General features: G+C 63.9%; 13 protein-coding genes. 6 read left to right on the top strand and 7 right to left on the bottom strand.

The window, feature by feature from the left end:
- The first annotated feature begins 15 nt into the window (after positions 1-15).
- Genes BMX67_RS11795 through BMX67_RS11785 form a run of 3 tightly spaced genes read left to right on the top strand, consistent with a single transcriptional unit; the run spans position 16 to position 1,678 of the window.
- The gene (locus BMX67_RS11795) at positions 16-885 is read left to right on the top strand and encodes a PhzF family phenazine biosynthesis protein (protein WP_090735145.1); all 870 of its coding nucleotides are present in this window, start codon (positions 16-18) and stop codon (positions 883-885) included.
- Entirely contained in the window at positions 882-1,175 is a 294-nt protein-coding gene (locus BMX67_RS11790) for a DUF1330 domain-containing protein (RefSeq protein ID WP_090735143.1), read from the top strand. Before BMX67_RS11795 ends, BMX67_RS11790 begins: the two co-directional genes overlap by 4 nt.
- 44 nt (positions 1,176-1,219) lie before the next feature.
- Positions 1,220-1,678: a tellurite resistance TerB family protein gene (locus tag BMX67_RS11785; RefSeq protein WP_090735141.1), complete on the top strand. Its 459-nt coding sequence runs from the start codon at positions 1,220-1,222 to the stop codon at positions 1,676-1,678.
- Here BMX67_RS11785 and BMX67_RS11780 read toward each other — a convergent pair.
- The 4 genes from BMX67_RS11780 to gltX all read right to left on the bottom strand — a co-directional run bounded on the left by BMX67_RS11780 (position 1,675) and on the right by gltX (position 6,504).
- Positions 1,675-2,985: an NAD(P)/FAD-dependent oxidoreductase gene (locus tag BMX67_RS11780; RefSeq protein WP_090735140.1), complete on the bottom strand. Its 1,311-nt coding sequence runs from the start codon at positions 2,983-2,985 to the stop codon at positions 1,675-1,677. The genes BMX67_RS11785 and BMX67_RS11780 overlap by 4 nt on opposite strands.
- Positions 2,982-4,340, bottom strand: a complete 1,359-nt coding sequence (locus tag BMX67_RS11775) for a glutamine synthetase family protein (RefSeq protein WP_090735138.1) — start codon at positions 4,338-4,340, stop codon at positions 2,982-2,984. The genes BMX67_RS11780 and BMX67_RS11775 overlap by 4 nt, the downstream gene beginning before the upstream one ends.
- On the bottom strand, positions 4,337-5,035 hold the full coding sequence (locus tag BMX67_RS11770; protein WP_090735137.1) for a type 1 glutamine amidotransferase: 699 nt from the start codon (positions 5,033-5,035) through the stop codon (positions 4,337-4,339). Before BMX67_RS11770 ends, BMX67_RS11775 begins: the two co-directional genes overlap by 4 nt.
- Positions 5,036-5,181: 146 nt before the next feature.
- Positions 5,182-6,504: a glutamate--tRNA ligase gene (gene gltX, locus BMX67_RS11765; RefSeq protein ID WP_090735135.1), complete on the bottom strand. Its 1,323-nt coding sequence runs from the start codon at positions 6,502-6,504 to the stop codon at positions 5,182-5,184.
- Between the two features lie 80 nt (positions 6,505-6,584).
- On the opposite strand from gltX, the gene BMX67_RS11760 reads away from it, so the two are divergent.
- Positions 6,585-6,992 (top strand): metallopeptidase family protein, encoded by a 408-nt coding sequence (locus BMX67_RS11760; RefSeq protein WP_090735133.1) that lies wholly within the window; start codon positions 6,585-6,587, stop codon positions 6,990-6,992.
- A complete protein-coding gene (locus BMX67_RS11755; protein WP_090735131.1) occupies positions 6,989-7,942 on the top strand; it encodes a 1-phosphofructokinase family hexose kinase in 954 nt (317 codons plus the stop codon). Before BMX67_RS11760 ends, BMX67_RS11755 begins: the two co-directional genes overlap by 4 nt.
- Positions 7,943-8,005: 63 nt before the next feature.
- Here the strand turns inward: BMX67_RS11755 and BMX67_RS11750 are convergent, their stop codons facing one another.
- Entirely contained in the window at positions 8,006-8,326 is a 321-nt protein-coding gene (locus BMX67_RS11750; RefSeq protein ID WP_090735129.1) for a DUF6280 family protein, read from the bottom strand.
- A 356-nt stretch (positions 8,327-8,682) separates the two neighbouring features.
- Here BMX67_RS11750 and efp point away from each other — a divergent pair, with 356 nt between their 5' ends.
- A complete protein-coding gene (gene efp / locus BMX67_RS11745) occupies positions 8,683-9,246 on the top strand; it encodes an elongation factor P (RefSeq protein WP_090735127.1) in 564 nt (187 codons plus the stop codon).
- 68 nt (positions 9,247-9,314) lie between these two features.
- Here efp and purU read toward each other — a convergent pair whose 3' ends face one another.
- Both purU and BMX67_RS11735 read right to left on the bottom strand, forming a co-directional pair.
- Positions 9,315-10,196 carry a formyltetrahydrofolate deformylase gene (gene purU, locus BMX67_RS11740; protein ID WP_090735125.1) on the bottom strand — a complete coding sequence of 294 codons (882 nt, stop codon included), beginning with the start codon at positions 10,194-10,196 and terminating at the stop codon, positions 9,315-9,317.
- A gap of 121 nt (positions 10,197-10,317) precedes the next feature.
- Positions 10,318-12,276, bottom strand: coding sequence for a protein meaA (locus tag BMX67_RS11735; protein WP_090735124.1), 1,959 nt, complete (start codon positions 12,274-12,276; stop codon positions 10,318-10,320).
- Positions 12,277-12,280 lie beyond the last annotated feature (4 nt).

Genomic DNA, 12,280 nt, shown 5'->3' with positions numbered 1-12,280 from the left:
AAGGAGAAGCGCAGGGTGCTGGAATTTCACATCTACGACGTGTTCACCGACCGCCCTTTCAGCGGCAACCCCCTGGCGATCGTCATGGGGGCCGACGATCTGAGCACGGGGCAGATGCAGATCATCGCGCGGCAGTTCAACCTGTCGGAAACGATCTTCGTCATGGCCCCCCGCAATCCGGATCATGATGCGCGGGTGCGGATCTTCTTTCCGACCGCCGAGATTCCCTTTGCCGGTCATCCCACCATCGGCTGTGCCCTGCATCTTGCACAGGGCCAGCCGGGTCGGATCGTTCTGGAGGAAGAGGCCGGGCTGGTGCCCGTGACCATCGCCGATGGCAAGGCCGAGCTGGTCGCCCCGAAGCTGCCGGTGCCGCATCCGGGCGAGACCGAGCGCGGGTTGATCGCGCAGGCCCTGGGGCTGCCAGTGGATGCGATCGGCTTTGACGGGCATCAACCGATGATCTGGCAGGGCGGGCCCGCCTTTCTGTATGTACCGCTGCGATCGTTGCGGGACCTGGCGGCGGCGCGGCCGATCCAGCCCTACTGGGCGCAGCTGATGCAGGCAGCCCATGTCGACAGCGCCTATTTGTATCTGTGCGAGGGCAGCGGTTACCGGGCGCGGATGTTTTCACCTGATGCGGGGATCCCCGAGGATCCGGCAACCGGGTCGGCATCGGCCATTCTGGCGGCGCAACTGCTGGCCTCGGGCGCGTTGCCCGAGGGCGAGACGCAGCTGCTGTTGCAGCAAGGGATCGAAATGGGCCGCCCATCGCGCATCGGCTTGACGGCGGTCGTCCGGCAGGGGCGGCTGGTTCAGGCGCGTGTCGCCGGGCGCGCGGCGCATATCGCCAGCGGACAGATCAGGATACCGGAGAAACCATGAGCAAAGCCTATTGGATCGGGCATGTCGATGTCACCGACCCCGCCGCCTATGAAGCCTATCGCAGGGCCAACGCCGTGGCATTTCAGAAATATGGCGGGCGGTTTCTGGTCCGTGGTGGCGCGCAGGATGTGGTCGAGGGCGCGGCAAGGGCCCGCACCGTCGTGATCGAATTTCCGTCGCTGCGGGCGGCGCAGGACTGTTATCACAGCGTCGAATATCAGCATGCCAAATCGTTGCGCGCACCGGTCAGCGATGCCGATCTGGTGATCGTGGAAGGCTGGGACGGCTAGGCATTGCCGCTTGTGACGGGCCGCAAAGCCATTATGTTGGACCCATGTTCAAGAACCTGATCGCAAACCTTTTCGCGGATGACCGCCAGCAACCCTTGCTGGACGCGGAGGATGCCGAGATCGCGATCGCGGCGCTGCTGGTGCGGATTGCCCGTGCGGACAACCATTACGAGCAAAGCGAAAAGGACCGGATCGACCTGGTTCTGGCCCGCCGCCGTGGCCTGTCGCAGGCCGAAGCAACCGCGCGGCGTCATACGGCCGAGGCGATCGAGGCCGAGGCCCCCGATACCGTGCGCTTTACCCGCCAGATCAAGGATCGGATCGCGCTGGACGATCGCGCCGGCGTCATCGCAGCCCTGTGGGAGGTGTGCTATGCTGATCTGCGACGCGACGCCGATGAGGAAACGATGATCCGGCTGGTCGCAAGCCTGCTGGGCGTGAATGACCGCGACTCGGCGCTGATCCGGCAGCGGGTCCTGGCCGATCTGGGGATCGAGGGCTAGATCCCCAACCGGTCGCGCAGACCATACCATGCCATCCCCGCAACCAGCAGCGGCGCGCGCAGGAAGCGGCCACCGGGGAACAGCCGTGTCGGCACGGCGGCCATTGCGTCGAACCCTTCCGCCTGCCCTGCGACCGCATCGGCCATCAGCCGCCCCGCCAGGGTCGCCATCGCCACGCCATGCCCGGAAAACCCGCTGGCCGACAGGCAGTTCTGCGCAGGCCGCGCGAAATACGGCATCCGGTTCATGGTGATCGCCAGCGTGCCACCCCAGGCATGGGTCAGTTCGACATCGCTCAACTGCGGATAGACCGACAGCAGATGCGGGCGCACGACGCCCCGGATATCCTTCGGAAATTTGTAGGTCGCGGTTTCGCCACCGCCGAAGATCAGCCGCCGCTGATCGTCCATGCGCCAGTAATTGACCACGAATTTGGTGTCGGCGACGGCGGTGTCGCGGGGCAGGATCTCGGGGAAGTCATCGCCAAGCGGGCGGGTGGCGACGATATAATTGTTGATCGGCATCACCCGTGCCGAGACCTTGGGTGCGATATTGCCCAGATAGCCGTTCCCCGCCAGAACCACATGATCGCAGATGACCTTGCCGGTGTCGCAATGCACCACGCTTTTGTCACCCGCGCGGGTGGCATGGGTGATGCGATGGACGTGGCTGTTTTCGTAGATCCGCGCCCCGGCCCCCTGCGCCAGCCCTGCCATACCGATGGCAAGGTTCAGCGGGTGCACATGGGCCGCACCCCAATCGACATCACCGCCGATATAGGCCGGGCTGCCGATCAACGCGGACAGGCCCTCTGCATCCAGCGGCTGCACCTTGTCATAGTCGTAATCGCGGGCCAGACGATCCGCCAGCGCACGGGCGTGATCGACCTCATCCTTGCTGCGGCAGGCATGGGCGATGCCGTCGCGGACCGGAACGTCCGCCTGACCGGCCAGATCGCGGACCAGCGCCTTGGCATCCTCGGCCAGTGACCACAGCCGCGCGGCGGCCTGCCTGCCCAGATTGTCTTCCAGCCAATCGACCTCTTGCCGCTGACCGGAACCGATCTGACCGCCATTGCGCCCCGAGGCCCCAAACCCCACGCGATGAGCCTCGAGCAAGGCGACCTGAAAACCGCGCCGCGCCAGATGCAGGGCCGCAGACAACCCGGTATAGCCACCGCCGACCACGGCGATATCGGCGCGCAGTTCACCCCGGATCCGGGGCTGATCGTCGAAGGGCAGCCGCGTATCGGCATAGACGCTGCCGGGATACTGCCCGCGCCGGTCGTTCAGATACAGCAGGTTCATACGTTCAGCAGCAGATGTTCGCGTTCCCACGGGCTGATGACCTGAAGGAACTCTTTGTATTCATTCCGCTTCACGGCTTCGTAAACATCGGCGAACTCTTGGCCCAGAACACCGCGCATCGCCTGATTTTCCGACATCAGGTCCAGCGCATCGCCAAGGTTATAGGGCAGTTCATCCTGCGACATATAGGCGTCGCCCAGATATTCGGCGCGCGGGCCTTCCTGTTCGATCAGTCCCAGATATCCGCAGGCAAGGGACGCCGCGATCCCCAGATAGGGGTTGCAATCCATCCCCGCCAGACGGTTCTCGATCCGCCGGGCGGCAGGCCCCGAGATCGGCACGCGCAGGCCCGTGGTGCGGTTGTCGCGGCCCCATTCCAGATTGATTGGCGCGGCAAAGTCGGGGACATAGCGGCGATAGCTGTTCACATAGGGTGCCAGCAGGGCGATGGCCGCCGGCAGATGCCGCTGCATCCCGCCGATGAAATGCAGAAAGGCGTCGGTTTCCTGGCCCTGCGGGCTGGAAAAGATGTTCTGCCCGTTTTCGATATCCACGACCGAATGGTGGATATGCATCGCGCTGCCGGGTTCACCTTCGATGGGCTTGGCCATGAAGGTGGCAAAGCAGTCATGGCGCAACGCGGCCTCGCGGATCATCCGCTTGAAATAGAAGATCTCATCCGCCAGCGCGACGGGATCGCCATGATTCAGGTTGATCTCGATCTGGCCGGCGCCGCCTTCCTGAAGGATGCCGTCGATTTCGAACCCCTGCGCCTCGGCGAAATCATAGATGTCGTCGATCACCTTGCCATATTCGTCGACAGCCGACATCGAATAGGCCTGCTTGGCGGCGGCGCGGCGGCCCGTGCGACCCATCGGCGGAATGATCGGCTGGTTCGGGTCGACATTGCGGGCGACCAGAAAGAACTCCATCTCGGGGGCGACGACGGGCTTCCAGCCACGATCGCGATACAGCTGCACGACGCGCTTCAGCACGTTGCGCGGTGCGATGGGCACCGGGTTGCCCTGTTGATCATGGGCGTCATGGATGACCTGCAACGTCCAGTCCGCCGTCCAGGGCGCGGCCGTGGCGGTCGTGTAATCCGGCGTCAGGATCATGTCGGGTTCGGTAAAGGCCCCGGCGGGATTGTCGGCCCATTCCCCGGTGATCGTCTGCAGAAAGATCGAGTTCGGCAGGTAGAACTGATCCTGATGCGCGAATTTCGACGCGGGCATCGCCTTGCCACGGGCCACGCCCGCAATATCGGCAACGATGCATTCCACCTCGTCCAGGCGGCGCCCGGCCAGATATTCGCGCGCGGCGGCGGGGATCTTGTCGGTCCAGGCGGCACTCATGCGGCACCTTTGGCCAGCGGGCGCGGCTGTTTGAAGAACGCCTCGATCTGATCGGCCAGCAGGGTCGAGCCGTCGGCCTGCCCCATTCGCGCCGCTGCCTGATCCAGAAGATCCTGGGGCACGACGCCCTTGGCGCGGGTGTCCATCAGCCCCTGCACGAATGCGTCCTGAAATTCGGGATGCGCCTGCACGGTAAAGGCACGATCGTCATAGACCAGCGCGGCATTCTCGCAGAATGCGTTGCGACCGGTTACCTGCGCGCCTTCGGGCAGGGTGACGACCTGATCCTGATGCCAGGCGTTCAGCGTCACCTGCTGCCCGCCGAAATCGTAATCCTGCGCCCCGACGGCCCATCCCTCGGGGTGCTTCACCACGGTCCCGCCAAGTGCCTGCGCGATGATCTGATGGCCGAAACAGATGCCCACCATCGGCACCGCAGCCTGATAGGCGCGGCGGATGAAATCCTCTAGCGGCGGGATGAAGGCATGATCCTCATAGGCCCCGTGCCGCGACCCGGTCAGCAACCAGCCATCGGCCTGCGCCACGTCATCGGGGAACTGCATATCCTCGACATGCCAGATGGTGAATTCGAAGCCACGCCCATCCAGCAGGCGCACGAACATGTCGGGATAGTCGCCCAGTTCGTCCTTCAATTGCGCGGGCGACTGTCCGCATTGAAGTATGCCGATATGCATGAAAAACCTGTCAGCTTGCCTGTGCCTGAAAGGTAGTCCTCATCTGCGGGTCGCCGCAAGGGGGCAGCCCCTGATAGTTGCGGCACCCATGGAAAAGGCGGGGCGCGGCCATCGCCACACCCCGCCCCGATCACCTGACAGCGATGTCAGCCGCGCGCCTTGACCACCTGCAACAGCGGCATGAACTGCGACATGTCCGGACCATGCGCCTGACCGGTCACGGCCTTGCGCAGCGGCATGAACAGCCCCTTGCCCTTGCGGCCGGTCGCCTCTTTGACCTGCTGGGTCCATTCCCCCCAAGTCGCGTCCGTATAGGGCGGCGGCGGCAGCATCGTCATGGCCTGCGCGATGAATTCGGCGTCCTCTGGCTCGACCTGCGGATCTGCGCCTTCGCTGCAAATGCGCCACCAGCCCGCAAGATCCTCCAGCGTGGTGATGTTCTGCGAGGCCACCTGCCAGAAACGCTCGGCCTGATCTTCGGGCACACCAAGCGCCAGAATACGGTCACGCAGGGTCGCGAAGGGCAGCGACTGGTTCCGTTCGCGGGTCAGCGGCCACAGATCCTCGGCATCGAATTTCGTGGGCGATGCGCCGAATTGCGACAGATCGAAAGCCTCGGCCAGCTCATCCAGACCAGCCAGCGTCACCGGCTGTCCCGAACCCAGCCGCGCCATCAGCGACAGCAGCGCCTCGGGGGCGACACCGGCCTCGCGCAGATCCTTCAGCGACAGCGCGCCGATGCGTTTGGACAGTTCTTCGCCCTTCGCGCCGGTCAGCAGGCTGTGATGGGCAAAGCTGGGCGGCGTGCCGCCGATCGACTTGATGATCTGGATCTGCGTCGCGGTATTGGTGACGTGGTCGGACCCGCGCACGATGTCGGTCACGCCCATATCCGTGTCATCGACGCTGCTGGCAAAGGTGTACAGAACCTGACCGTCGGCCCGGATCAGCACCGGATCGCTGACCGAGGCCGCGTCGATCGAGATGTCGCCCAGAATGCCATCGACCCATTCGATACGTTCCAGGTCCAGCTTGAAACGCCAATAGCCCTCGCGCCCCTCGGCCCGCAGCCGGGTCTTGTCGTCATCCGACAGGTGCAGGCCGGTGCGGTCATAGACCGGCGGCTTGCCCATGTTCAGCTGCTTCTTGCGCTTCAGGTCCAGTTCGGTCGGGGTTTCGAACACCTCGTACAGACGCCCGTCGGCACGCAGTTGCCGGGCCACCTCGGCATAGCGGTCCAGCCGCAGGGACTGACGCTCTTCGCGATCCCAGTGCAGGCCCAGCCATTCAAGATCGCGCTTGATGCCGTCGACATATTCCTGCTTGCTGCGTTCCTGATCGGTGTCGTCGAGGCGCAGGATGAACTGCCCCCCCGCCTTGCGCGCGATCAGGTAATTGAACAGCGCGGTGCGCAGATTGCCGACATGGATGTGGCCCGTGGGTGACGGGGCAAAGCGCGTGGTGGTCATTTGCAGATCTCCTGTTGCCCGCTGCTCTTTCACAGACGGCGATTTTTGTCCATATCAGGGACGACTCGCAGGAGGTGCGAATGACCGATTGGGAAGGGGTTTCCGCCCCCGACGCCGCCGAAATCGAGGCCCTGGCCCATCAGGCCGTGGCCAGCCTGCCCGCAAGGTTCGCCGGGCACGCCAAGGATGTCGCGATCCGGGTGGCGGAATTCGCCCCCGAGGATGTGCTGGACGAATTGCAGATCGACGACCCGTTCGAACTGACGGGCCTGTATGACGGCATCCCCATGACCGAAAAATCGATCGCCGATCAGTCCGGCGGCCCCGATGTCGTATGGCTGTTCCGGCGGCCGATCCTTGACGAGTGGGCATCACGCGGGGGTGTCGCGCTGAACGAACTGATCGCGCATATCGTCGTGCATGAACTGGCCCATCACTTCGGCTGGTCCGACGAACAGATCGCCCGCATCGACCAGTGGTGGGAATGACGCAGCAATCGCCGATCCTGACCGTGACCCTGAACCCGGCGCTGGACCTGTCCACCGCCGCCGATCAGGTCCGGCCCGATCTGAAGCTGCGTTGCGACAAGCCGGTGGCCGATCCGGGCGGCGGCGGCATCAATGTCAGCCGCGCGATCAAGATCATGGGCGGGCAATCGACCGCGATGGTCGCGCTTGGCGGGGCGACCGGCACCCGCATCGCCGAGATGCTGAAGGCCGACGGCCTGTCGGTGACCCGCCTGACCGCCCCCGGCGAAACCCGGCAATCACTGGCAGTGACCGACCGCCAGACCGGCGGGCAGTATCGCTTTGTCATGCCGGGCCCGGAATGGCACACGACCCATGTCGCCGACATGATGTCCGCGATCACCGAATCCGCGCGGGCGGGCGGCTGGGTGGTGGTTTCTGGCTCGAACCCGCCGGGGGTAGCGCCCGGATTTGAACAGATGCTGACGGTGCGGCTGAACGATGGCCGCGCCAAGCTTCTGGTTGACACCTCGGGCGATGCGCTGCGCGCGCTGGCCGGTTCGTCGATCCCGGTCGATGTCCTGCGCATGGACAGCCACGAGGCCGAGGGGCTGGCCGGTCGCCCCCTGCCCCTGCGCAGCGACAGCGCGGCCTTTGCCGCGGGGCTGGTCCGCGACGGGGCGGCGAAATCGGTGATCGTGGCCCGCGGGGCGGATGGCTCGGTCGTGGCTGGGCCGGATGGCGCCTGGCATGCCGAGGCCGCAAAGGTGCGCGTGGTCAGCGCCGTCGGTGCGGGCGACAGCTTTGTCGCGGGCTTCGTGCTGGCGATGGCGCGGGGCGAACATGTCAGCGAGGCGCTGGCCCTTGGCGCGGCGGCGGCCTCGGCTGCGGTGATGACACCGGCGACCGAACTGTGCCACGGCCACGATGTCGAACGCTTTCACGCCGAACGGGTTGTCACCCGCCTGTAACGGGTGCCGCCACCAAAAAAGGCCGCCCCGATGGGCGGCCTGAAAAGGACGGCGCAGGTTGGATCAGGCTGCTTCGGCTTCCTCGGCAGCCATGCGGCGTTCGCTTTCCTCGCGCGACAGCGCGACCGAGGTGCGGACGCCCTTCGACACGAATTCCATCAGGCCCTTCACGACCCGTTCGTTCGGGTCGATGCCGGCACAGCTCAGAACCTCGCGTCCATCGCGCGAACGTGCCCAACGTGCAATCTGTTCAGGCCCGTTGCCGTATTTTTTGTCATCTGCGATTGCGTCGTCCAGTGCTGCCAGCACGACGGCCGCAAAAAGCTTGCGGGCACGCTGGCCTTGTTCAAAATTGAAAGCCGAACCATCAACAAAATCGCGCATATCTATTCGTCCATCTGCTAGAGTCTGAAACGCCGCAACCATTCGGGTCAGCACGGCGCCAGCCCTTCGTTTTCTTTTCCGTTTCTTCGACGGTGCCGCCTGCCTTAGCCCAACACAGCGCCGATTCGATATTACCTGCCTCGCATAACTGCCATGCAAATTGTGCAAGTCGTGTAAAAATCGGGGCAACACCCCAAAATCAGCCCTGTTTCGGCGGTGTTTTGCCGCCGCCACCGCTTGACAACGCCGACCAAGCGTTTTGGTTGCCTCGCAGCCGAGTGCCAGATATAGGGGCGCGACTGCGCCGTTCAACGCCCGGACGGTCGGAATTTCCGCAATATTCGACGAGTGCTTTCATGCCCAAGATCAACGGCAACGAAATCCGCCCCGGCAATGTGCTGGAGCATGACGGCGGCCTGTGGGCCGCTGTGAAGGTCAACCATGTAAAGCCCGGCAAGGGCGGCGCATTTGCACAGGTTGAACTGAAAAACCTGCGCGACGGCCGCAAGCTGAACGAACGCTTCCGCAGCGAAGACAAGGTCGAGCGGGTCCGTCTGGACCAGAAAGACCAGCAATTCCTGTACGAAACCGATGGCAAGCTGGTCTTCATGGACAGCGAAACCTTCGAACAGACCGAACTGGACGCTGAACTGCTGGGCGAACGCCGCCCCTTCCTGCAGGACGGCATGACCGCGACCATCGAATATTACGGCGACGAGGCGCTGTCGGTGTCGCTGCCGCAGAAGGTCACCTGCAAGGTCGTCGAGACCGAGCCGGTCGTCAAAGGCCAGACCGCCGCCAACAGCTACAAGCCGGCCGTTCTGGACAACGGCGTTCGCATCATGGTCCCGCCCTTCATCGGTCAGGACGAAGCCATCATCGTGAACACCGAACTGTTCGAATACAGCGAGCGCGCCTGATACCGCTGCGCTGCGCAAAACTGTTTCAAAAGCCCCGCAATAATCCGCGGGGCTTTTTCATGCGCGGCTCAGCCCATCCGCTCACTGGAAAATGAACCGGGCGACGCGGGGAACACGACCGTCTTGTTGCCATTCAGGAACACGCGATGGTTGGCATGGGCATGGATCGCGCGGGCCAGCACCTGGCTTTCGACGTCACGGCCAAGGCTGACATAGTCCGAAGCGCTTTGCGCATGTGTGACGCGCACGATGTCCTGTTCGATGATCGGGCCTTCGTCCAGATCGGCCGTGACATAGTGGCTGGTCGCGCCGATCAGCTTCACCCCCCGTTCATAGGCCTGCTTATAGGGGTTCGCGCCCTTGAAGGACGGCAGGAAGGAATGGTGGATATTGATGATCCTGCCCGACATCTTCTGACACATCCGGTCCGACAGCACCTGCATGTAGCGCGCAAGCACGACCAGTTCCGCCTCGGCCTCTTCGACGACGCGCAGCAATTGCGCCTCGGCCTCGGGTTTGTTCTCGCGGGTCACCTTGATGCAGTGAAACGGAATGTCGTGGTTCACCACCAGCTTCTGGTAATCCATGTGATTGCTGATCACCGCCACGATATCGATGGGCAGCGCCCCGATCCGCCAGCGGTACAGCAGGTCGTTCAGGCAATGCCCGAAGCGGCTGACCATGATCACCACCTTCATCTTGCGCGATTCGTCATGGAACTGGTGGACCATGTCGAAGGGCACGGCCTTGGCAAAGCCGGCATCCAGATCGGCCAGGGTGACGCCGGTTTCCGACGCAAAACTGACCCGCATGAAGAAGCGCCCCGTTTCCGGGTCGTCATATTGCGAGCTGTCGGTGATGTTACAGCCGTTTTCGGCCAGATAGCCCGCGATAGCAGCCACAACCCCGCGCTTGGATGCGCAAGTGACGGTCAGGCAGAATTTGGTCATTGTCCCTCCGGTGGAAACCAGTCCGGCGCGAGGCGCGCGTCAGCACAGCTTTTGCCGCCTCGCAGCCCCGGTGACCAGCCATCTGCGACCCCGGAGGAACATTTTACGCCGTTTCGCGACCTCAGGCCGCAGCCGCGCCCGGCTCGGCCAGGGTCACGATATCCATCATGATGGTGTTCAGCTGGAAATCCTTGGGCGTGTAAACCCGCGCCACCCCCATCGCCAGAAGCCGCGTGGCATCCTCGTCCGGGATGATGCCGCCGACGATCACCGGAATATCGGTCAGCCCGGCCTCGCGCATCCGCGCCATCAGATCCTCGATCAGCGGCAGGTGACTGCCCGACAGGATCGACAGCCCGACGACATGGGCCTGTTCCTCTTGCGCACGGGCGACGATCTGTTCCGGCGTCAGGCGGATCCCCTCATAGGTGATGTCCATGCCGCAGTCGCGGGCGCGGAACGCGATCTGTTCGGCGCCATTGGAATGCCCGTCCAGCCCCGGCTTGCCGACCACGAATTTCAGCCGGCGGCCCAGACGGGCGCTGACGGCATCGACCGCCTCGCGGATGTCGTCCAGCCCTTCGGTCCGGTTCGACGGGTTGGCGGACACGCCCGTCGGGCCGCGATATTCGCCATGAATGCGGCGCATGACGCCGGCCCATTCCCCGGTCGTCACCCCGGCCTTCGCCGCCTGAATAGAGGCCGGCATAACATTCGCGCCACTCTGCGCGGCATCGCGCAGCGCGGCGAGGGCGGCCTCGACGGCCCCCTCGTCGCGCGCCCCTTTCCACGCGCGCAGACGTTCGATCTGATCCTGCTCGACCGCCGGATCGACCACCATGATGCCACCATCCCCCGCCGTCAGCGGCGACGGCTCGCCCTGCTCCCAGCGGTTCACGCCGACCACGACGGTTTCGTTCGATTCGATCCGGTTCAGACGCTCGGCATTCGATTCGACCAGCCGCGACTTCATATAGTCGATGGCCGCGATCGCCCCGCCCATATCGTCCAGCAGCTTCAGTTCATCCCGTGCACCCTGCTTCAGTTCCTCGACCTTGGCGGCGACTGCCGGGTTTCCGTCGAACAGATCGCCATATTCCAGCAAGTCGGTTTCATAGGCCACGATCTGCTGCATGCGCAGCGACCATTGCTGATCCCAGGGACGCGGCAGGCCAAGTGCCTCGTTCCAGGCCGGCAACTGCACCGCCCGCGCCCGCGCGTTCTTCGACAGGGTCACGGCCAGCATTTCCAGCAGGATGCGATAGACGTTGTTTTCGGGCTGCTGCTCGGTCAGGCCAAGGCTGTTGACCTGCACGCCATACCGAAAACGGCGGAATTTCGGATCCTCGATGCCATAGCGTTCTGCCGTGATCTCATTCCACAGCTCGGTAAAGGCACGCATCTTGCACATCTCGGTCACGAACCGGATGCCCGCATTCACGAAAAAGCTGATCCGCCCCACCATCGCCGGAAAATCGGCTTCGGGCACCTTGGTCTTCAGATCGTCCAGAACCGCGATCGCCGTGCCCAGCGCATAGGCCAGTTCCTGCTGCGGCGTCGCCCCGGCCTCTTGCAGGTGATAGGAACAGACATTCATCGGGTTCCATTTGGGCAGGTATTCGCGCGTATAGGCCGCGACATCGGTGATCATGGCAAGGCTGGGCTTGGGCGGGCAGATATAGGTGCCGCGCGACAGGTATTCCTTGATCAGATCGTTCTGCACCGTGCCCTGCAACGCGGCGATGTCGGCGCCCTGCTCTTCCGCGACGGCGATATACAGCGACAGCAGCCAGGGCGCGGTCGCGTTGATCGTCATCGAGGTGTTCATCTGCTCCAGCGGGATCTGGTCGAACAGCGCGCGCATGTCGCCCAGATGGCAGACGGGCACGCCGACCTTGCCCACCTCGCCCCGCGCAAGGATGTGGTCGCTGTCATACCCGGTCTGTGTCGGCAGGTCGAAGGCCACCGACAATCCCGTCTGACCCTTGGCCAGATTGCTGCGATACAGCGCGTTTGATTTCTCGGCGGTCGAGTGGCCTGCATAAGTCCGGAACAGCCACGGTTTGTCTTTGTCAGCCATGCAG

It is taken from the genome of Paracoccus homiensis (genome assembly GCF_900111675.1).
In the GTDB taxonomy this organism is placed as follows: Bacteria; Pseudomonadota; Alphaproteobacteria; order Rhodobacterales; family Rhodobacteraceae; genus Paracoccus; species Paracoccus homiensis.
Note: the sequence above shows the minus strand (reverse complement) of the source record. Positions and strands in the feature narration are given on the sequence as shown.

Bases quoted from the DNA above. Each gene is read 5' to 3' on its own strand.
- BMX67_RS11775 (WP_090735138.1), bottom strand. From the start codon at position 4,340: ATGAGTGCCGCCTGGACCGACAAGATCCCCGCCGCCGCGCGCGAATAT.
- efp (WP_090735127.1), top strand. From the start codon at position 8,683: ATGCCCAAGATCAACGGCAACGAAATCCGCCCCGGCAATGTGCTGGAG.
- BMX67_RS11750 (WP_090735129.1), bottom strand. From the start codon at position 8,326: ATGCGCGATTTTGTTGATGGTTCGGCTTTCAATTTTGAACAAGGCCAG.
- purU (WP_090735125.1), bottom strand. From the start codon at position 10,196: ATGACCAAATTCTGCCTGACCGTCACTTGCGCATCCAAGCGCGGGGTT.
- BMX67_RS11770 (WP_090735137.1), bottom strand. From the start codon at position 5,035: ATGCATATCGGCATACTTCAATGCGGACAGTCGCCCGCGCAATTGAAG.
- BMX67_RS11780 (WP_090735140.1), bottom strand. From the start codon at position 2,985: ATGAACCTGCTGTATCTGAACGACCGGCGCGGGCAGTATCCCGGCAGC.
- BMX67_RS11760 (WP_090735133.1), top strand. From the start codon at position 6,585: ATGACCGATTGGGAAGGGGTTTCCGCCCCCGACGCCGCCGAAATCGAG.
- gltX (WP_090735135.1), bottom strand. From the start codon at position 6,504: ATGACCACCACGCGCTTTGCCCCGTCACCCACGGGCCACATCCATGTC.
- BMX67_RS11785 (WP_090735141.1), top strand. From the start codon at position 1,220: ATGTTCAAGAACCTGATCGCAAACCTTTTCGCGGATGACCGCCAGCAA.
- BMX67_RS11735 (WP_090735124.1), bottom strand. From the start codon at position 12,276: ATGGCTGACAAAGACAAACCGTGGCTGTTCCGGACTTATGCAGGCCAC.
- BMX67_RS11790 (WP_090735143.1), top strand. From the start codon at position 882: ATGAGCAAAGCCTATTGGATCGGGCATGTCGATGTCACCGACCCCGCC.
- BMX67_RS11755 (WP_090735131.1), top strand. From the start codon at position 6,989: ATGACGCAGCAATCGCCGATCCTGACCGTGACCCTGAACCCGGCGCTG.